17 protein-coding genes and 1 pseudogene are annotated in these 20046 nt (G+C 61.7%); 12 read left to right on the top strand and 6 right to left on the bottom strand.

The window, feature by feature from the left end; all coding sequences use genetic code 11:
- Positions 1-51 precede the first annotated feature (51 nt).
- Positions 52-462, top strand: coding sequence for a hypothetical protein (locus QP140_RS02100; RefSeq protein ID WP_284757843.1), 411 nt, complete (start codon positions 52-54; stop codon positions 460-462).
- Between the two features lie 67 nt (positions 463-529).
- Here the strand turns inward: QP140_RS02100 and QP140_RS02095 are convergent, their stop codons facing one another.
- On the bottom strand, positions 530-2152 hold the full coding sequence (locus tag QP140_RS02095; protein ID WP_284757841.1) for a leucyl aminopeptidase: 1623 nt from the start codon (positions 2150-2152) through the stop codon (positions 530-532).
- Positions 2153-2229: 77 nt separating this feature from the next.
- Here QP140_RS02095 and QP140_RS02090 point away from each other — a divergent pair, with 77 nt between their 5' ends.
- From QP140_RS02090 to QP140_RS02075, 4 genes and pseudogenes are all read left to right on the top strand, one after another.
- Complete coding sequence (locus QP140_RS02090) at positions 2230-3393, top strand: branched-chain amino acid aminotransferase (protein ID WP_284757840.1); 1164 nt, start codon at positions 2230-2232, stop codon at positions 3391-3393.
- Positions 3394-3579: 186 nt separating this feature from the next.
- Positions 3580-3669, top strand: a pseudogene (locus QP140_RS10395) (IS3 family transposase); the annotation flags it as partial.
- A gap of 243 nt (positions 3670-3912) precedes the next feature.
- Positions 3913-5502, top strand: a complete 1590-nt coding sequence (locus tag QP140_RS02080; protein WP_284757838.1) for an LGFP repeat-containing protein — start codon at positions 3913-3915, stop codon at positions 5500-5502.
- Between the two features lie 65 nt (positions 5503-5567).
- Positions 5568-6044, top strand: a complete 477-nt coding sequence (locus tag QP140_RS02075; RefSeq protein WP_284757837.1) for a hypothetical protein — start codon at positions 5568-5570, stop codon at positions 6042-6044.
- Between the two features lie 169 nt (positions 6045-6213).
- Here the strand turns inward: QP140_RS02075 and QP140_RS02070 are convergent, their stop codons facing one another.
- Together QP140_RS02070 and QP140_RS02065 are read right to left on the bottom strand one after the other, a co-directional pair.
- On the bottom strand, positions 6214-7197 hold the full coding sequence (locus QP140_RS02070; RefSeq protein WP_284757836.1) for a nicotinate-nucleotide--dimethylbenzimidazole phosphoribosyltransferase: 984 nt from the start codon (positions 7195-7197) through the stop codon (positions 6214-6216).
- The gene (locus QP140_RS02065; RefSeq protein ID WP_284757835.1) at positions 7198-7908 is read right to left on the bottom strand and encodes a DUF3043 domain-containing protein; all 711 of its coding nucleotides are present in this window, start codon (positions 7906-7908) and stop codon (positions 7198-7200) included.
- 160 nt (positions 7909-8068) lie between these two features.
- On the opposite strand from QP140_RS02065, the gene QP140_RS02060 reads away from it, so the two are divergent.
- Positions 8069-8413: a HesB/IscA family protein gene (locus tag QP140_RS02060; protein WP_012360489.1), complete on the top strand. Its 345-nt coding sequence runs from the start codon at positions 8069-8071 to the stop codon at positions 8411-8413.
- 235 nt (positions 8414-8648) lie between these two features.
- Here QP140_RS02060 and asnB read toward each other — a convergent pair whose 3' ends face one another.
- On the bottom strand, positions 8649-10607 hold the full coding sequence (gene asnB, locus QP140_RS02055) for an asparagine synthase (glutamine-hydrolyzing) (protein ID WP_284757832.1): 1959 nt from the start codon (positions 10605-10607) through the stop codon (positions 8649-8651).
- Positions 10608-10950: 343 nt separating this feature from the next.
- Here asnB and ctaC point away from each other — a divergent pair, with 343 nt between their 5' ends.
- Both ctaC and ctaF read left to right on the top strand, forming a co-directional pair.
- Entirely contained in the window at positions 10951-12054 is a 1104-nt protein-coding gene (gene ctaC / locus QP140_RS02050; protein ID WP_070757789.1) for an aa3-type cytochrome oxidase subunit II, read from the top strand.
- A gap of 39 nt (positions 12055-12093) precedes the next feature.
- Complete coding sequence (ctaF, locus tag QP140_RS02045; RefSeq protein WP_284757830.1) at positions 12094-12525, top strand: aa3-type cytochrome oxidase subunit IV; 432 nt, start codon at positions 12094-12096, stop codon at positions 12523-12525.
- A gap of 293 nt (positions 12526-12818) precedes the next feature.
- Here ctaF and trpD read toward each other — a convergent pair whose 3' ends face one another.
- Positions 12819-13877, bottom strand: coding sequence for an anthranilate phosphoribosyltransferase (gene trpD / locus QP140_RS02040; protein WP_284757992.1), 1059 nt, complete (start codon positions 13875-13877; stop codon positions 12819-12821).
- A gap of 475 nt (positions 13878-14352) precedes the next feature.
- On the opposite strand from trpD, the gene ctaE reads away from it, so the two are divergent.
- The 4 genes from ctaE to qcrB all read left to right on the top strand — a co-directional run bounded on the left by ctaE (position 14353) and on the right by qcrB (position 18765).
- Entirely contained in the window at positions 14353-14964 is a 612-nt protein-coding gene (ctaE, locus tag QP140_RS02035) for an aa3-type cytochrome oxidase subunit III (RefSeq protein ID WP_070757795.1), read from the top strand.
- 68 nt (positions 14965-15032) lie between these two features.
- Positions 15033-15929 carry a cytochrome bc1 complex diheme cytochrome c subunit gene (qcrC, locus tag QP140_RS02030; RefSeq protein WP_070757796.1) on the top strand — a complete coding sequence of 299 codons (897 nt, stop codon included), beginning with the start codon at positions 15033-15035 and terminating at the stop codon, positions 15927-15929.
- Positions 15926-17131 (top strand): cytochrome bc1 complex Rieske iron-sulfur subunit, encoded by a 1206-nt coding sequence (gene qcrA, locus QP140_RS02025; protein ID WP_070757798.1) that lies wholly within the window; start codon positions 15926-15928, stop codon positions 17129-17131. The genes qcrC and qcrA overlap by 4 nt, the downstream gene beginning before the upstream one ends.
- Positions 17128-18765: a cytochrome bc1 complex cytochrome b subunit gene (gene qcrB, locus QP140_RS02020; RefSeq protein ID WP_070757800.1), complete on the top strand. Its 1638-nt coding sequence runs from the start codon at positions 17128-17130 to the stop codon at positions 18763-18765. The genes qcrA and qcrB overlap by 4 nt, the downstream gene beginning before the upstream one ends.
- 196 nt (positions 18766-18961) lie before the next feature.
- Here qcrB and QP140_RS02015 read toward each other — a convergent pair whose 3' ends face one another.
- On the bottom strand, positions 18962-19612 hold the full coding sequence (locus tag QP140_RS02015) for a 3'-5' exonuclease (RefSeq protein ID WP_284757827.1): 651 nt from the start codon (positions 19610-19612) through the stop codon (positions 18962-18964).
- Positions 19613-20046: the final 434 nt, after the last annotated feature.

Below are 20046 nucleotides of genomic sequence, written 5' to 3'. Positions count from 1 at the left end.
TTCGACGCACCCAACCCCGACCGAGAACCGGACTGCCTAGAATGGCTACTTGTGTTCAATCTTTTTGGCCGATCCAGCAAGAATCAGACCAAGCCGCCGCGTGCGCCCGGAGACACCATCCGCGCACGTGATTTGGAGTACCTGAGCACCTGGTCCGCGCAACATGGCGGACAGGCAGGTGGGGTGGAGGGCTTCGTGGAACCCGAGACCCTCATCAACGAGATGTCGGTCGTTCTCGTTGATGGCTCCGGCGACTGGACGCGCCGCAAGATCGGCGGGCCGAAGGGCATCGACGTGGTCGCGAAGAAGCTCAACATCCCCCTCTACTTCGCCGAAGAGACCGGCTACCCGCAGCGCATGCGCGACCGCATCGAGCGCGACCGGCTGATCAAAAAGCGCCTCGAACAGCGCGAACGGCGAGCCCGCATGGAACAGGCGCGCCGCTCGGAAGAGGGCTCCTAGCCCTCCGGGGGGGGGAGAAACCCTAGCCCCGGGCAGTTCTTGCCGAGGGGAGGGCCAGGGCTTGGGCTTAGCCCTCCTTGGTGGTCCCTGCCAGGTGGCGCAGGGTCGCCAGGATCGTGCGCACCGGCACGCCCGTGCCGCGCTTCGGGGTGTAGCCGAACGCGCCCTCGGTGTTATACGCCGGGCCAGCGATATCGATGTGCACCCACTCCACGCCCTCGGTCACGAAGTTAGCCAGGTAGTGGCCGGCCACCGACATGCCACCCCAGCGGCTGGCGGAGATATTGCGCAGGTCAGCCACATCGGACTTCAGCGCCTCGCCCAGCTCAGGCGGCAGCGGCATAGCCCAACCGTTCTCGCCGATCTCCTGGGACAGTTCCGCCACCTTGTCGCGGAAGGCGATGGAACCCATGACACCCGGGGTGCGGTTGCCCAGCGCCACCATCTGCGCGCCGGTCAGGGTCGCGGTCTCGATGAGGTAATCCGGCTCATCCTCGCAGGCGCGCGCCATCGCATCCGCCAGGATCAGGCGGCCCTCGGCGTCCGTGTTCAGCACCTCGGTGGTCAGACCGTTGTAGTGGCGCAGCACGTCACCCGGGCGGGTCGCCGTGGAGCTCGGGGTGTTCTCCGCCAACGGGATCGTGGCGATGACCTTCATCGGCAGGTCCAGGCGCGCGGCCGCCACCATCGTGGCGACGACAGCCGCGGAACCACCCATGTCCGAAATCATGTCCCACATATTCGCGCCCGGCTTCAGGGAGATACCGCCGGTGTCGAAGGTCACACCCTTGCCGACGAGGGCGACCTGCGGTGCCTCGTTATCCGCGGACGGCTCGTGGGTCAGGCGCACCAGGCGTGGGGCGTGCTCACTGCCCTTACCGACGCCGACGATGCCGCCGTAGCCCTTCTCCTCCAGCTCCTTTTCATCCAGGATTTCGACGCCCAGCCCCACGGCCTCAGCGATCTCGCGGATCGTGTTGGCATAGGTCTCCGGGTACAGGAAGTTCGCCGGGGTGTTCACGAAGTCACGGGCCAGCGCCACCGCGGCGGCGTCAACCTGAGCCTGGGCCAGCAGGGCGGCGTCGGCCTCGCGGGCGAGCACCGTGATGGTGGCGGGGGAGTCGGACGCGTCGGCGTCGTCCTTAGCGGAAACGTCCTGACCAGCGGCGTCCTTGGCGGAAGCGCCCTTGAAACCAGCGAAACGGTAACCACCCAGCGCGTGACCGACGAGCGCGGCCTCCGGGGAAATCAGGCCGAGGCTGGACACGACCTTGGAACCCAGGCCCGCAGCACGGGAGGCCACGCCCGCGAGCTCGCGGATGTCCTCGTCCGTGGATTCGTCGATATCGCCCAGGCCCAGCGCCAGGATCTTGGCCGCCGGGGCAGTGCCCTCGGTCGCCAGCAGCTCGCCCGGAACCGGGGTGAGCTCCTCGCGTTTGCCAGTCGCACCCACGCTGGTGAGCACGCGCCACAGGGTGATCTCCTGCTCCTTGCTCAACAGGCCAGAACCCGTGGCGGCCAACTCCAGGCCGTTGGCACCCTGGAACACCGGAACGATGAGCGTGTCCACCTCCGCGTCTGCCGGAACCTCCGCGACGAGGTCAATCGCCGGCATCGTGCCACGGTTCGGCAGGGCGGAATAAGTCTGGGCGGGATCCAGCGCGATCGGCTGGCCTGGCTGGGTGGTCATGATCGAAAATCAATCCTTTCGCAATGCGAAAACTCACTAATGCGCCATCAACTGTACTCACAATTTTTCGAGGAACTATGGTTGTAGCCATGAGCGACAGCACACCGAACACCACCGCACCAAACACCAATCTGAGCTTCACCGTCACGCCGAACGAGAACCGCACCTCCTCGGCGGATATCGCCAAGGTCCTTGAGAACCCGGGCTTCGGTGTCCACTTCACCGACCACATGGTCCTCATCGACTACGACGAGGAGATCGGCTGGCACAACGCCCGCGTCGAGCCCTATGGTCCGCTGAGCATGGACCCGGCCAGCATGGTCTTCCACTACGGCCAGGCCATCTTCGAAGGCATCAAGGCCTACCGCCAGCCGGACGGCAGCATCGCCACCTTCCGCCCGGAGCAGAATGCCCAGCGTATGGCCCGTTCCGCCGAGCGCCTGGGCATGGCCCCGCTGCCGGAGGAGCTGTTCCTCGAGTCTCTGAAGCAGCTGGTCGCCATCGACCACGAGTGGGTGCCAGCCGCAGGCGGCGAGGCCGCGCTGTACCTGCGCCCGCTGATGATCGCCCGGGACGTTCACCTGGGCGTCCAGCCATCCAAGACCTACACCTACATGGTCATCGCCTCCCCGGCGGGCGCCTACTTCACCGGCGGCATCAAGCCGGTCAGCGTCTGGCTGTCCACCGAGTACGTGCGCGCCGCGCCCGGCGGCACGGGGGCTGCGAAGTGCGCCGGTAACTACGCCGGTTCCCTCATGGCACAGGCCCAGGCCGCCGAGCAGGGCTGCGACCAGGTCGTATGGCTGGACGCCGTTGAGCGCAAGTGGGTCGAGGAAATGGGCGGCATGAACCTCATGTTCGTCTTCGGCGAGGGCGAGAATGCCGAGGTCATCACTCCGGAGCTCTCCGGCTCCCTGCTGCCGGGCGTGACCCGCGACTCCCTGATCCAGGTCGCCCGGGACCTCGGCTACAACGTCAACGAGCGCCGTATCTCCATCGAGGAATGGGAGCAGGCCGCGAACTCCGGCATGCTTTCCGAGGTGCTGGCCTGCGGCACTGCGGCCGTGGTCACCCCGGTGGGCTCCGTCAAGTACGCCGGTGGTGAGTACGACATCAACGGTGCCCAGACCGGCGAGGTCACCATGCGGTTGCGCGACCACCTCACGGGCATCCAGCGCGGTGCCGTGGAGGATAAGCACGGTTGGCTGCATACCCTGGTTCCGGCTGAGGACCTGCAGTAGCGCGCCTGCAATAACGCACTAGCTCCGTAGGCGCCTCGCGCGGCGGTGGAGAGAGATTGAGGCCCCGGCAACCGTCTTTGAACTGCTCCCATTAGTTGGCCTGAGTTATCAGCTACCAACTAGTGAGGAGCAGTTTTTCGTTGAGCGCGCGAAGTTCGCCGCGCGAAGATTAGCGCGAGCAGTAAGTGGTGCAACACTGCACGCATCCAACAACGACTCAAGGGCCTGACTCCAATGCAATATCGGAATCAGCCCCTTGAGCTCCTAACCGACTAGGATTTAACAAGTCCAAGTTTCGGAAGGGGGCTAGCGCACCCTCGGCCGTTCACATGTTCCATATATAAAAAGAACAGATATAGCGAGGAATAGCGCTGTCAGAAAAATCCAGGCTTAATACGTTTAGGATTCTTCCTGCATTTTTGTAAGATTTCCTAGCTGTTAAGTGGTTTTCTGCCCTAAAGTAGCCATCGCGCGCTAGGGTCATTTCTACCCATTCATCACATCGAAAGATGACCCACCATGGCCAGACCATCTCGCATTATCTCCACCCTCCTGTTCACCCTCACCCTCAGCATCGGTTTCACTCCCGCTGTGCAGTCTCAGTCCGCACAGCCACCGGCAGCTGCCAGCACACCATCCGCAAATAACGCCGATTACGTCGCCCCCGGGCGCGAAGATCTCGAACCGGCAGAACCAGGCTTCGATGACAACACCGTCGATAACCAAGCGGGCAAAAACTGGCACCCTACCACCAACCCCAAGAGCAAGGTCACTCCGGGACAGATGCGTTCCGATAAGGAGGAAATTCCCGGCGGTTTCACTAAAGAACAAGCCAACCGCGCCGAAGTTCAAGAAGCTGAAGAACAGGCCACGCAGGCGCGCTCTCGGCCTCAGAATTTTGCCGTCGTCGATACGTGCCGGACGTACTGGCCCAGCCCGTTTAAGGTCTGCGGAAAGATTCGCGAGAAATATGATTCTCTCGGTGGGCCGCGAAGCTTCCTGACGTGGCCAAAATCTGACGAGTTGAAGGTCCCCGATGGTGTAGGGCGTCGTAACGAGTTCGTCAACGGGTTCATCTACTGGCACCCTAATACCGGCGCTCATCCGATCACCACGCACTTTTCTGTCGCCTGGGCTCGTACCGGATGGGAGCGTGGCCCGCTGGGCTACCCCACTACCGACGAATTTGGCCTGTCTGATGGTATCGGGCGTAAGCAATCCTTCGAACACGGCCACATCTACGGCTCACTGGCGGGCCTAGCCACAATACGCGGCGCGATCTACAACAAGTGGGTTCACACCGGAGCGGAGAAAGGCCCGCTAGGCTACCCCACAGGTGATGAAACAATAACTCCTGACGGTATCGGGCGGTTTAGTAACTTCGTAGACGGAAAGATCTACTGGCACCCACAACACGGCGCGCATGAAGTGCGAGGGCTGCCACTCGTCATTTGGTCACTCAGGGGGTACGAAAAGTCAGAATGGGGGTACCCGACAGGTTCAGCGCAGCAAGATCCCGAAGCACCAGTTTTAGTTAAACAGGATTTTTCTAAAAAACCACTCGATGCTAGGGCTGTCATTGATTCTTCAGGGGAGTCGCTTGTTAATGGAAAGATCATCAACAAATTCGCACTCGAACTGCTTGAATCAAGAGGCCTGACTCTTCCGGTTGATCAAGCGCTACCATCTGGCATAACGCCCCAAACGTTTGCTCGATCTGTGAGCAGATGCCCGATCCCCGACTCTACTCAGGATCAATATGGCGGTGTTACTATCCCATCAGAGTACGACTACTGGGCTTGTATTGACGGAAGTAAGGACTGGGTTGGCATCGGTCGTCATGACTACTGCACCAACTCACCAGACCAATTCCCTTCCCCTGGACAAAATGCTGAATTCAGTGGCGGTTGCGCTAGACATGATATTTGTATGGATGAAATGGATAGAATAGGTATCGGGTACGGGTCTTGTAATAACAAACTCTGGCGCGACATGGAAACTATCTGCACAAATGTTTATAGTGGCCCAGACCCACGACGGTACGGATGCAGAGACTTCAGAGATACCTACTGGGTTGTTGTTACAGGATTTCACAGCGATAATCTTTGATTGGGGACGCAATGCTGATTGGAAATTTTCACCCTCGGCAATTCCTTTGGGCCGCCTTTATCTTGGTGCTAGTTCCCACCGTAGTAGTTTACGTTTTAATAAACAGGCATGTTCCTGAAAGTGCTCAGAACTCACGACTTCCATATAAGGCACCCGTTGCATCTTTTCTTGTTGGAATTCTGTCAGCTGCAGCCTGGCTTTCATGGTCTCCGGGATCAAGCATTGAAGAGTTTTTTCTATATGGCGCGCCTAATCACTTCCCTAAATGGCAGATTATTGGTTGCGGAATTTCCCTGATACTCGGATCGAGCATCATTGCATATGTTAACTACAGGTCCGTCAAGGAATCTCTCATTATAGCCCTTCTTACAGGCTCAGGTTTTGGCACAGCTTTCGCGTTCGATGCAGCCTTTGGAATATCATCCCAAGAAGGAATTGGGGTTGTTTTTGCCTTTGTGGGAATAGCGCTGCTTTGCACCCCTTTCAACCTGCTAGCTGTCGCGATTAGGCGAATTATAAACCGAAAAAGCTCTGCTAAATAAACGAACTGCTCCCCATTAGTTGGCCTGAGTTATCAACTACCAACTAGTGAGGAGCAGGTTTCCGTACCGTCTAGGGTGAAACAAGCCAACTTTCGGGGGCTAGTTCACTTTCGGTGGCGCTGGGGCCTGAAGCGTTGCTAGGCAGGGCGCTGATCAGGGGAGTGCAGTTTTAGGCCCCGCCCTCGGCAAACTGCGTGGCCAGGCGCAGATGCGGCAACGCGAGCAGCGTGCCCGCGCCCTGACCCAGACCGATTCCAGTCGGCAGGATCGGGCTAAGCCCCAAGGCGCCGAGCGCCGGCACGATTGCCGGCTCCGTGCCGGGGGAGGCAGGCTGCCACCAGTCGCGAGCGGTGGGGGCCAGCATCTGCGCGCACAGTGCCGCCGCCGCACAGCCTGCGCCTTCAAGGATCACCGGGGTGCGGCGGATTGCGGCCTGCGCGAGGATCCCGGTCAGCACCGCGATATGCGGCGCGGCCACCCGGGCGAGGATCTCGCGGGGCTCCGTGCGCACATCCCGCACCGCGAACATGCCGTCGCGAATCTGGGCGACCTTGCGCCGCCAGCCCTGGTCATCAATGCCTGAGCCCCACCCGATCACCTTCACCGGCTCGATCCCGCAGATCGCGCCGATGATCGTCGCGGCCGCGGTCGTGGTGCCCGGGCCGAAGTCGCCGAGCAGCAGCAGCTCCGTGCCCTTATCTGCCTCCGCATCCGCGAAGGCCGCACCGGCCGCCAGCCACTCCTCGATGCCGGGCTCCGCCCCAGGGGAGGCCTGCTCGGTGGAAAGCTGATCGGTGGCCGCGGCGTTGGCGTCGATAAACTCCACCCGAACATCCTGTGCCACCGCAGCGGCGGCGACGGGGGAGCGACCCGAAGAATACAGCTCGCCCACCTGAGAAAGGGAGTCCTCGGGGAGAACGGACACGCTGGGCGTCGTTGAAGACCTACCCGCGACGACCGCCAAGGTCACGCGCTCCAGCGCGGCGGGCAGCTCCCGGCCCTGGCAGGCCGCCAACCAGCCACCCCAGGCGGCGAGCTCCCCCAAGCTCGCGCGGCCGCCACCAGCAGCCATCGTCGTCGCCTCCAGCCGCCGGGTCGCCTCAGCAACACGCGTCGGATCGACTGCTTCCACGGCCGTGAAGTCCACTGCCATTTAGCGAACGTCCTCGCCGATCTCTACCTGCGGGGCAGGGTTACGCATCTTGCGGATCATCGTCGCGCGGCCGAAGGCGTACATACCCAGCCCGAACTTACCCAGCGTGGTGTCCGGGTACTTCTCGCGCACCAGGCGGTTGACCTTGCGGCCAAGGATGATGCCCTCGATGACCATGAGGATCAGGATGCCGAACATCACCAGGGAGGCGGTGTTCGCCAGCATCGGGTTGCGCAGGCCGATCACCATGATCACGACTACGACCAGCGCGATCGGCATGAAGTAGTTGCCGAGGTAGCGGTGCGAATCCACCCAGTCGCGAACGAAGCGACGCTCCGGACCCTTATCGCGGTCCATGAGGTAGCGCTCGTCGCCGGCCATCATGCGCTCGTTAATGTGGCGGCGCTCGGCCTCGCGCTCCCGGCGCTCCTTGGCCTTGAGCTCCTTGTACTCCTCCTTGGACATGGAGGCCTTGAGCTCCTTACGGCGCTTGCGGGCCTCGGCCGGGGTCTCGGGGCCCTGGTATGGGCCGCGGCGCACGCCGGCCTGGCGCTCCTGCTCGTTACGCTTCGGGGTCGGCCGACCCTTCGGCGGGGTGAAGGCCTTGTTGGCAGGCTGCTTGTCCCCAGCCTCTGGGGTGGCCTCGGCGGATGCTGCGGCGGTGCTGGCGGCAGCGGAGGTGGATGTGCTCTTCTTACGCGACTTTTTCACGCCTCTTAGGCTAGAGCAGAATCAGGGGGCTATCAAAAGGATGGAATAGTTTCGCGGCAACGTTCGTTGTACGGGAGGACGGAGCGCGAGCTTGTGGAATTCGCACCGCTTCGCGAGTAACCTAAACGAGCATCGAAACCATCCTTAATGAGGAGGAAATATGACTGCCCCAGAGAAGGTCACGGGTGTTGAGCTGACCGACGCCGCTGTGGCCAAGGCAAGCTCCCTGCTGGCCCAGGAGGGTCGCGACGACCTGGCACTGCGCATCGCGGTCCAGCCAGGTGGCTGCGCTGGCCTGCGTTACCAGCTGTTCTTCGATGACCGCTCCCTGGACGGAGACCTGAAGGACGAGTACGAGGGCGTGAACCTGGTCGTCGACCGCATGTCCGCCCCATACCTGATGGGCGCGAAGATCGACTTCGCGGACACCATCGAGTCCCAGGGCTTCACGATCGACAACCCGAACGCTTCGGGCTCCTGCGCCTGCGGCGACTCCTTCTCCTAAGCCGAAGAAAGGCCCTTAACCCCGCGGCTGCGGGGTAGCAAAAGAGGCAGGACGGCGAAACGCCGCGGCCCCACGTCGAGTGGGTGCCGCGGCGTTTTTGTTGCAAGGAGCCCAACAGGGGCTAGCGAGCGGTGAGGTCCCAGGGCTTGGCAGGGGTCACAGGCTAGGGCCCGGGGGAAGTTGGGCCTAGGGCGCGGGCTTCCCGCCCCAGGCCCAGCGGCCTAAGAGCGTGGCCTTAGAGCTTCACCGGGTAATCCTGCTCGCTGATGCCCGGGTCGATGCGCTTCTCCACGAAGATGCCGTGCCAGATCATGAACGCCAGCACCGTCCACAGGCGGCGGGAGTGATCCGGGCCGGAACCGGAGTTCATCGCCGTGCGGTGCTCCTCGAGCATCGCCAGCACCTCGGCCTTGTTGAAGATGTGATCCGTCTGGGAATCCTCGATGTGCTTCTTCGCCCAGCCGTAGAGCTCGTCGCCGGCCAACCAGTGGCGGATCGGCACTGGGAAGCCCAGCTTCTTGCGGTTGAGCACGTGCTCCGGAACGATGCGCTCCATCGCCTTACGCAGCGCGTACTTCGTCGTCCCGTGGGAGATCTTCATATCGATCGGGAGGGTTTCCGCGACGTCGAAAACGACCTTGTCCAGGAACGGGACGCGCAGCTCCAGGGAGTTCGCCATCGTGATCTTGTCCGCCTTGACCAGGATGTCCCCGCGCAGCCAGGTGAACAGATCCAGGTGCTGCATGCGGGCCACCGGATCCATGTCCTTCGACTTTGCGTAGATCGGGGCGGTCACCTCCCGGTGGTCCCACTCGGGGCGGACCTCGCGCAGCACGCGCTCCAACTGCTCGTAGTTGAAGGATCGGGCGTTGCCGTAGTAGCGCTCCTCCATGGACATCGTGCCGCGCTGCAGCAGCGACTTACCGCGCACGCCGTCTGGCAGTGCGTCGCCCAGCTTCGCCAGCACCTTATTAATAGGGCTAGGAATCTTCTCGAACGGGGCGAGGCTCAAAGGCTCCTTATAAATGGTGTAGCCACCGAAGAGCTCGTCCGCGCCCTCGCCGGAGAGCACGACCTTCACGTGCTTGCGGGCTTCGGCTGCCACGAAGTACAGCGGAACCAGGGCCGGATCGGCAACCGGGTCGTCCAGGTACCACATGATCTTCGGCACCGCGTCGGCGAATTCCTCCGGGCTGACCACCTTGACGATGTGCTCTGCGCCGATCGCTGCAGCGGACTCCGCCGCGACGTCCACCTCGGAGTAACCCTCGCGCTGGAAACCGGTGGTGAAGGTCAGCAGATCCGGGTTGTGGCGCTTCGCCAGGGTGGCGATGGCCGTGGAGTCGATGCCGCCCGAAAGGAAGGAACCCACCGTGACATCCGCGCGCATGTGCTTGGCCACGGAATCCTCCAGGGCCTCGGCGATGCGCTGGAAGAGGGCGTCCTCGCCGCCCGCCGGCACCTTAGCCACCGGGAACTTCGGCTCGAAGTAGCGCTCCTCCTCGATGGTGCAGCCGCCCTGCGCGCCCTCCGCCGGGGGAGTCACGAATGCGCGGGAGCCAGACTCCAGACGGAAGATGTTCTTGTGCAGGCTCTCCGGCTCAGGGACGTACTGCAGATCCGTGTAGTGAGCAATAGCCCGGGAATCCAGATCGAGGTTCAGGCCGATGGCGTCCGCAAGGGAAAGGATGCACTTCTTCTCTGAGGAGAAGACGGTCGCCTTGTCGGTCGACGCCAGGTACATCGGCTTGATGCCGAACGGATCGCGAGCGAGGAACAGGCGGCGCTCCACCGAATCCCAGATCGCGATGCCGAACATGCCACGCAGGTGGTTGACCACATCGGCACCCCAGTGGTGGAAACCAACGACGATCGGCTCGCCATCGCCGCTGGTATTAAAGGAATAACCCAAGCTCTGGAGCTCCTCGCGGAGTTCGACGTAGTTGTAGATCTCGCCGTTGAAGGTCATGGAGTAGCGGTTCGGCTGATCCGCTGGCCCCCACTGCAGCGGCTGGTGGGAGTGCTCCAGGTCGATGATGGACAGGCGGTTGAAGCCGAAGACCACATCGTCGTCGTTCCAGGTGCCGCTATCATCCGGACCACGGTGACGCATGCACGGCAGCGCCTCAGCGACCGGGTCGGTGAACGTGTTGGCAGTGCCGTCGGCGGACAGTAAACCAAGTAGGCCACACATAGGGTGCTTTACTACTCCTGAATCATCGGGGACTATATAAACTGACGCGCGGAGCAGAAGCGGCCGCGAGCCAGGTCGGTTAGACTACAAACTACGCGCTCGGGGGCGCTCGTCCTAGCTGGCGCGCGGGGCGGAAAACGGGCAAGTTGCCCCGGACGGGGGGAGGGGCTCACAGGAAACCCCCAAAATGTGGCACCCACCGCAACGAATAGTGGCAATTCGCTGTATATGGTCTAAAGTTCTCTAGTGAAGCAGTCTTGGGCGCAACAAGCGTGCGCTCACCACGAGCGATAACGCCGAAAACCCAAGGCTATGAACGTGTGAACGAGGAAGGCATAATCGCGTGGAACAGCGAAAAGTGCACGGTATGACTCGCCGTATTGCTATGGCAGGGACGCTCGGCCTGTCCGGCCTCGCCCTTGCTGGTTGTAACGTCGCGCCCCCGGAGAACGGCTTTTTCCATGCTCTCCGCATGGGCTGGCCGATGGGTATCACCCCGGAGGCTGAGCAGATGGGCAACTACTGGGTCTGGGTCTGGGTAGCTGCCTGGATCATCGGTATCATCATGTGGGCCCTGATGTTCTTCGTCATGGGTCGCTACTCCAGCAAGGCGCGCTCCCGCCGTGGTGACAACGAAGAATTCCCACGTCAGACGGGTTACAACGTCCCGCTCGAGCTGGTGCTCACCACCCTCCCGGTCCTGATCGTCATGGTCCTGTTCTTCTTCAACGTCCAGACCCAGGACAGCGTTACCGCGCTGGACAAGGACCCGAAGGTCAAGGTCGACGTCACCGGCTACCAGTGGAACTGGAAGTTCGGTTACGGCGAGATCAACGGCGAGCTGCTGGGCGGCCAGGACTACGAGGGCGTCGACAAGGAGGCTCAGCAGCGCGCTGAGGACTCCAAGTACGAGATCCGCTCCAACACCAACCACGGTGTCGGCCCGATCCACGGCCGTTCGAAGGAAGATTACAGCTACCTGAACTTCAACAAGATTGAGACCGTCGGCTCCACCGACGAGGTCCCGGTCCTGGTTGTTCCGTCCAACACCGCGATCGAGTTCAACCTCGCTTCCGCGGACGTTGCTCACTCCTTCTGGATCCCAGAGTTCCTCTTCAAGCGCGACGTGTTCCCGCACCCGGAGGCTAACCAGTCTGAGCGTCGCTTCCAGATCTCCGAGATCAAGGAAGAGGGAGCATTCGTCGGTCGCTGTGCCGAGATGTGTGGTACCTACCACTCCATGATGAACTTCGAGCTGCGTGTCGTCTCTCCGGAGAAGTTCGCGGACTACATCAAGTTCCGTCAGGACAACCCGGAGGCTCCGAACTCCGAGGCTCTGAAGTCCATCGGTGAAGCTCCGTACTCCACCTCTACCCACCCATTCGTTTCCGACCGCACGGGCACCCGTGAGGCCGGCGAGAACATGACGGACCGCAACGCCGCCTAAGGGCACCGCGCGAGTTCCTAACTAGAGAAAGAGGAAAAGATGACTTCCGGAGCAAAGCTTTTCTACGGCCTCGCCCTGTTCTTCTTGGTCATGGACGTGGTCTACATCCTGGGTACCAAGTACCTGGTCGAGACCAACCGCGTGATGGGTACCGAGTGGGCTGGTGTCACCGGCCTGACCTTGGCCCTGCTGCTGTCCCTGATGCTGGCGGTGTACCTGCACCTGACCGATAACAAGACCGACATCGGCCCATCTGACTGGGAGATGGCTGAGATTGAGGACGGCGCTGGCGTGCTGGGCTTCTTCTCCGCCGGCTCCATCTGGCCGCTGCAGCTGACCATCGCAGTCATGCTGATTGCTTACGGTCTGGCTTTCTTCCACTTTTGGCTGATCGTGGCAGGCGCAATCTTCCTGATCTGGGGCTCTGTCATGATGAACCTCCAGTACGGTGTCGCTCGCGACGACCACTAAACGCTTAAGCGTTCACACGCTTTAAGACCGCGGCCGGGATCCCTCGACGGGAACCCGGCCGCGTTCTGCATTTCGGAACCTGGCCCTGAATTTCCAGCTTCCCTGCGACTCGGTGTTGGCAACACCCCTGTGTTCGGTTCGCTGGCCAGGTTTGATTCCAGGGATCGTCGCCCTGCGTGCGAAGTTCGCCAGTCAGTGCCAGGGGAGTAGCTGGACCGAAAAGCGATGAAAAAGACCCCAGGGTCAGGCGTTAAACCTTGACCGAGGGGCCTAATAGGGCAGTGGTGTGGCCCTTAGCGGGCGATCATCGCTTCCATCTTCTTCAGGGCTGCGCCGGATTCCAGGCTCTCGCGGGCGCGGTCGATGTTCCGCTTCAGCGTGGCCTGCAGGCCGTCTTCCTCCCAACCCTCGACGGTGGCAAGCGCAGCGGCGGCGTTGAGCAGAACGGCGTCCTTAATCGCGCCCTCGAGCTCGCCGCGGAACAGCTTGCGGGCGATCTCGGCGTTGTACTCGGCATCCCCGCCGCGTAGGGCGTCCTCCTCGTAGAAGTCGAGGCCCAGGGAACGCGGGTTGATGATCTCCTCGCCGGTCTGGCCGTTGGCATCCACCGTGACCACGTCCGTAGGGGCGCACACGCTGATCTCGTCCATGCCGTCCATGCCGCGGACGACGAGCACGCGGCTGCCCTGGTGGGCGAATGCGCCGCCGATGATCGGCATGAGGTCCTTGAACGCGCAGCCGATGAGGCCGAAACCAGGCTTGGCCGGGTTGGTCATGGGCCCGAGCAGGTTGAAGACAGTCGGAACCTTCAGCTCGCTGCGCACCGGGCCAGCGAAACGCATGGCCGGGTGATAGGCCTTCGAGAACAGGAACGCGAAGTGCGTCTCCTTCAGGTCCTCCGCCACGGCCTCGGGGGAGCGCTCGATATCTACGCCGAGCGCCTCGAGCATGTCCGCGCCACCACACTGGGAGGAGGCCTTGCGGTTACCGTGCTTGACCACGTTGGTTCCCGTGCCGGCGACCACGAAGGAGGCCATCGTGGAAATGTTCACGGTATTGCGGCCGTCGCCCCCGGTGCCCACGATGTCCACGATCTTGTCCACGTCCGAGAAGTCGACCGGGGTGGCGAAGGAGCGCATGGCCTCCGCTGCGGCGGCGAGCTCCGCGGCCGTGATGCCTTTCACCCGAAGGCCAAACGCGAAGGCTGAGATCAGGACGTCGCTGGCGCGCCCCGCCATGATTTCGTTCATCGCCCACGCGGTCTGGGACTCGCTGAGCTCCTCCCGGCGACCCAGGCGGTCCAGCAGACCTGGCCAGGTGAAATAGGACTCCGGAAGCTGCCCGGCGCCCAGTGCATGAGCGGTAGAGGTGAATGTGCTGTGATCGGATGACTCTGTTGCCACCTGTTGGCTCCCTTCCAAAGCTGTTTCCTTTAAATAATACGGCGGAGGTTAGTGTTGCCTGTGAGCGGGTGGCGTGGATCACGACTACGAACCGAATCTCGGCGACTTCTGCGGGGGTAAAGGCGAGATACGGGGGAGATTCGGTGGCGGGATTTGGGCCCGAAATGGGGGAGGGGGTGAGGCCTTGCTGGCTGAATCCTGTGAACAATATCGGGTGTCAGTACGTCGGAAAATCGTGGCCGCTTATGCGCTGACCTGCCACGATGATGTGCGTCGGATAGCGGTTCCAAAAAGTTCCGACTATCCCCCAAAGGGGGGATACTGGCAGGTTTGTCCAAGGTTTGACCTGCTGTTTTCCAGTCCGCTTTGAGCTTTCACGCGTGGGGAATCGACTATCTGCCAGAAAACAGCCATACTTAGACACGTGACAAGCGCAGTTGAAAACCCAGGTATGGCAGCACCACATCGTGTTGCGACGCTGAACCGACCGAACATGGTCAGCGTCGGCACGATCGTGTTCCTGTCTCAAGAATTGATGTTTTTTGCTGGCCTGTTCGCGATGTACTTCGTGTCCAAGGCCAACTCGGGAGGCAATTGGCCATCCGAGCCAACCGAGCTGAACGTGCCTTTCGCGGCGACGATTACGATCATCCTGATCTCCTCGTCCGTGACTGCGCAGTTCGGCGTGTTCGCGGCTGAGAGGGGGGATGTCTTCGCTCTTCGTCGTTGGTACGCACTGTCGGCGTTGCTGGGAACCGTGTTCCTTATCGGTCAGGGATACGAGTACTTCCACTTCGTCGAGACTGGAACCACGATCCCGGGCTCCGTTTACGGCTCGGTGTTCTTCATCACGACCGGTTTCCACGGCGCACACGTGCTGGCCGGTGTGATTGCGTTCCTCGTTGTGTTGCTCAGGACGTTCAAGTCCAAGTTCACCCCGGCACAGGCAACCGCTGCCGTCGTCGTGTCTTACTACTGGCACTTCGTCGACGTTGTCTGGATCGGCCTGTGGATCACGATTTACTTCGTTCAATAGGCCGTTAGCGCCAACTCAGGTTGGCCGACAGCCCATCGCAATTCCATTGACGAGTTAAAGGGAACAAGATGGATACCTCTAACAACAACGCGAGCGCTGGTGCAGCAACCGGTGCACAGCGTTCCCCAGGGGCCGCACGGCGGCGCCGCAAGCTCCGCAAGGTGCTTGCCGGGGCATTCGCTCTCGTCGTCGGACTGACCGGCGCGGGATTCCTGGCTAATGCCCTCACTCCGGACCCGAACACTGCTACGGCACAGCAGGACGAGACCGCACTGGTCCAGCAGGGTAAGGAAATTTACGAAGTGGCATGTATCACCTGCCACGGTGCCAACCTCCAGGGCCAGGAGGGTCGTGGTCCTTCGCTGATCGGTGTCGGCGAGGGCTCCGTGTACTTCCAGGTCCACTCCGGCCGCATGCCGATGCTGCGCAACGAGGCGCAGGCAAAGCGTAAGCAGCCGCGTTACTCCGAGCAGCAGACCCTGGCTCTGGCGGCATACGTCAACGCCAACGGTGGCGGCCCGGGCATCGTCCGCAACGAGGACGGCTCCATCGCCATGGAGTCCCTCCGCGGTAAGAGCACCACCGACGGTGAGATCAACCCGGCCGACGTGGCACGCGGTTCCGACCTTTTCCGTCTGAACTGTGCCTCCTGCCACAACTTCACTGGCCGTGGTGGCGCACTGTCCTCCGGTAAGTTCGCTCCGACCCTGGATCACGCGAACGAGCAGGAGATCTACCAGGCCATGCTGACTGGCCCGCAGAACATGCCGAAGTTCTCTGATCGCCAGCTGACCGCTGACGAGAAGAAGGACATCATCGCCTTCGTGAAGAACGCTAAGGAAACCCCGAACCCGGGTGGCTACGGCCTCGGCGGTCTGGGTCCCGTTAGCGAGGGCATGCTGATGTGGTTCGGAGGCATCATCGTGATGATCGCCTTCGCGATGTGGATTGGAACCCGGTCATGAGCGAATTGAAGAATAAGTACACTGATGCCGAGCTGGCGCAGATGAGCGAGGAAGACCTCGCTCGCCTCGGCACCGAGCTGGACGGCGTGACCGTCGCTTACCGTAAGGAACGCTTCCCGATCGAGAACGATCCGGCTGAGAAGCGTGCCTCCCGTCGGGTTGCCACCTACCTGATCCTCTCCATCGTCCTCGGCCTGGCATTCGTTGCCATCTACCTCTTCTGGCCGTGGGAGTACAAGCACATGGATGAAGAGGGCCTGTGGTGGTACACCTTCTACACCCCGCTGCTGGGTATTACCTCTGGTCTGTCCATCACCCTGCTGGGCATGGGTGTTGCGGCTTACACCAAGAGCTTCATCCCGGAGGAGATCTCCGTTCAGACTCGCCACGACGGCCCGTCTGACGAGGTCGATCGCCGCACTCTCGTGGCCCTCCTGAACGACTCCTGGAAGACCTCCACCCTCGGCCGCCGCCCGGTGATCGCCGGCCTGGCCGCAGGTGGTGCTGCACTCGCTGGTCTCGCGATCATCCTCCCAATGGGTGGCATCGTGAAGAACCCGTGGAAGCGCGGCGCAATGGGCATCGCCGGCGACGGCACCCTGTGGACCACCGGCTGGACCCTGCACGAGCAGGGCGAGAAGCTGTACCTGGCTCGCGACACCGGCGCCGTGGCTGAGAACCACGACGGCCACTGGAGCACCCAGGGCATCTCCCGCCTGGTCCGCGTCCGTCCGGAGGACCTGGACGCTGGCGCCATGGAGACCGTCTTCCCGATGACCGAAAGCATGGTCAACGACGGCGACAAGTACGACTCCAAGGCTGAGGTCTACGAGGACCACATGCACTCCATCCACGGTTCCCGCAACGCGGTCATGCTGATCCGCCTGCGCCACGAGGATGCTCTGCGTGCTGTCCAGCGTGCCGGTCAGGAAGACTTCCACTACGGCGACTACATTGCGTTCTCCAAGATCTGTACGCACATTGGTTGCCCGACGTCCCTGTACGAGCAGCAGACCAACCGTATTCTTTGCCCGTGCCACCAGTCCCAGTTCGACGCGCTGCAGTACGGCAAGCCGGTCTTCGGCCCAGCCGCACGTGCACTGCCAGAGCTGCCGATCACGGTGGACGAGGAAGGGTACCTCATCGCCAAGGGCAACTTCATTGAGCCTGTTGGCCCGGCATTCTGGGAGCGTAGGTCATGACCACTAAGCAACAAGGCCGCCTCGCGCAGGCCGCAAACAACATCGATGAGCGCTACACCGCATCTGGGGTAATCCGCCCGCAGATCAACAAGGTGTTCCCGACTCACTGGTCCTTCATGCTCGGTGAGATCGCGCTCTACTCCTTCATCATTCTGATCCTGTCGGGTGTCTACCTGACCCTGTTCTTCGACCCATCCATGTCGAAGGTCATTTACGACGGCGTCTACGCACCGCTCAACGGTGTGGAGATGTCCGCCGCTTACCACACGGCCCTCGATATCACCTTCGAGGTGCGTGGCGGCCTGTTCATTCGCCAGGTCCACCACTGGGCAGCACTGCTGTTCTCCGTGTCCATCATGGTTCACATGATGCGCATCTTCTTCACGGGTGCATTCCGCAAGCCACGTGAGGCCAACTGGGTTATCGGCTGCCTGCTTCTGCTGCTGTCGATCGCCGAGGGCTTCATGGGCTACTCCCTGCCGGACGACCTGCTCTCCGGTGTGGGTCTGCGAATCATGTCTGCAATCGTGATCTCCCTGCCGATCATCGGCACCTGGATGCACTGGATCATGTTCGCCGGTGACTTCCCGGGCGACATCATCATCCCGCGCCTGTACATCGCGCACGTGCTGCTGATCCCGGGCATCCTGCTGGCTCTGATCGCTGCTCACCTGGCTCTGGTCTGGTTCCAGAAGCACACCCAGTTCCCTGGACCGGGTCGCACTGAGAACAACGTTGTCGGCGTCCGAATCCTCCCGGTCTTCGGCGTCAAGGCAGCTTCCTTCGGCCTGATCACCTTCGGTTTCGTGGCACTGCTGGCTGGTCTCTTCCAGATCAACGGTATTTGGAACATCGGCCCCTACAACCCGTCCCAGGTCTCCGCTGGTTCCCAGCCGGACGTCTACATGCTGTGGACTGATGGTGCTGCCCGTGTCATGCCGGCATGGGAGCTGTACCTCGGTAACTACACCATCGCCTCTGTCTTCTGGGTTGCCCTGCTGCTCGGCCTGCTGGTCGCGTTGCTGGTTGCCTACCCGTGGATCGAGCAGAAGATGACCGGTGACACTGCACACCACAACCTGCTGCAGCGTCCGCGCGACGTCCCCGTCCGCACCGGCCTCGGCGTCATGGCTCTGGTGTTCTACGCACTGCTGACCGTCTCTGGTGGTAACGACCACGTCGCTCACTTCTTCGACATCTCGCTGAACGTGATGACCTGGGTCGGCCGCATCGGCCTGATCGTGCTGCCTCCGATCGCGTACTACGTCACCCACCGCATCTGCGTTGGTCTGCAGCGTCGCGACCGGGAGATCCTGGAGCACGGTATCGAGACCGGTACCATCCGTCAGCTGCCGTCCGGCGAGTTCATCGAGGTCCACCAGCCGCTTGGTGGCGTCGACGAGCACGGCCACGCCATCCCGCTGGAGTACCAGGGTGCATACGTGCCGACCCAGCCGAACGACCTCGGTGCGGCTGGCAAGCCGGGCCGCGGTGGCTGGTTCAGCCCGGACTCCCCGGAGATCGCCGAAAAGGCTCAGGAGATCGAGCACCGCAACGCGCTGGAGCGCAAGCAGATGTTCGAGCGTCTCCAGGAGGCCAACCGTGCCGAGCTGGAGTCCCGCAACGAGGACTAAACGCCACGAGGCGCATAGCTCGCAGAAGTACCGGCGCTAGTTCCAACTGCCACTAGCAGCCGGGAAAGGCTAAGGGCGGGGCCCACGTTAAAAACGTGGGCCCCGCCCTTTCTCTATGCCCTATTTAAAGCTTCCCGCTGTTCCTGCCTGAGGGATTTGCGCGTGCGGAAGCGTGGAGGAGTGCGGTGAACGCCCACTAACGCTGTGGGGGCTCTTGTGCGATTGTGTAGAGCCGATGGGTGAGATCAAAAGTCGTGGCCGCGTCCTGCTGCGCCCGATGGGCAGGGGAGGAGGGCAACCCACAGTGTGCCGCGAGGTTCGCCAACGTATAACGCCCCACGGCCTCCCGGGGGATGAGCTCTCGCGCGGTCGCTGCCGTGCACAACGCTTGTGGGAGGCACTGCTCCGTCAAAACCCGTGCCGCATCCGCGTGCCCCAGGCGAGCGTATTCCGCCGCGAGGAAGCCGACGTCGAACTTCACGTTGTGCCCCACGAGCGTCCTACTCAATACGTGGGGTAGGAGCTCCTGAGCGACCTCGGCAAAAGTGGGTGAGTTGGCGACATCATCGTCTCTAAGGCCGTTGATGTTGCTGGATTCCCCAGGAATGCTGCACTCGGGGTTAAGGAGGCAGTGGAACCTCCCCACGATGCTTCCATGCTCTACGGTCAGGACAGCGATCTCGATGATTCTATCCGTGGCAGGCTCCAGCCCGGTGGTTTCCAGGTCCACCACCGCACAGCGTTCCAACGCTGCTGCCAACGCAGCCTCAAGGCGTGGGCGCGGGTTCACCGACGAGCCATCATCACGATTGCAGCCGGGTTGAGTATTAGCCGGGGGAGTGCTCATAGCTAAGGAGTCTAGGCGCGCTCCCGGACAAGCCCGTTCTTTGGCTGAGCAGCAGGTGTTCGATGTCCGGTTTTCTTCCCTCCAAACCGTGTTCCAGCGCCAAAAAGCACCCAATATAAAGAGGTGTGAGCAAGATCACATTGCTGGAACTTCACCGCTATGCCTGCGGTGCTGGCGCCAGCAGTCGAGCGGTATAGCAAATGCAAGAACGCAGGTAGCGGGGTTATTACGGTTTGGTAACTTTTGCGTGTTCGCGGGGTGAAGTTCCCAGGTCGGTGCCCTTGGTTGGCATGGAAACAGAAGAATTTTCACAAACTTTGGCCGTTTCAGTGGACAGGGCTTGTGATCGTTTCGTAATCTTTCCGTGATCTTAAAGCAGAGGGCAGCCGCCCCGCCGGTAAACATCCGGAGAAAAGAAACCGAATAAGAACTCC

Origin of the sequence: Corynebacterium sp. UMB9976 (genome assembly GCF_030212265.1) — a bacterium.
Taxonomy (GTDB): Bacteria; Actinomycetota; Actinomycetes; order Mycobacteriales; family Mycobacteriaceae; genus Corynebacterium.
This window is presented reverse-complemented; position numbering and strand designations above follow the sequence as displayed.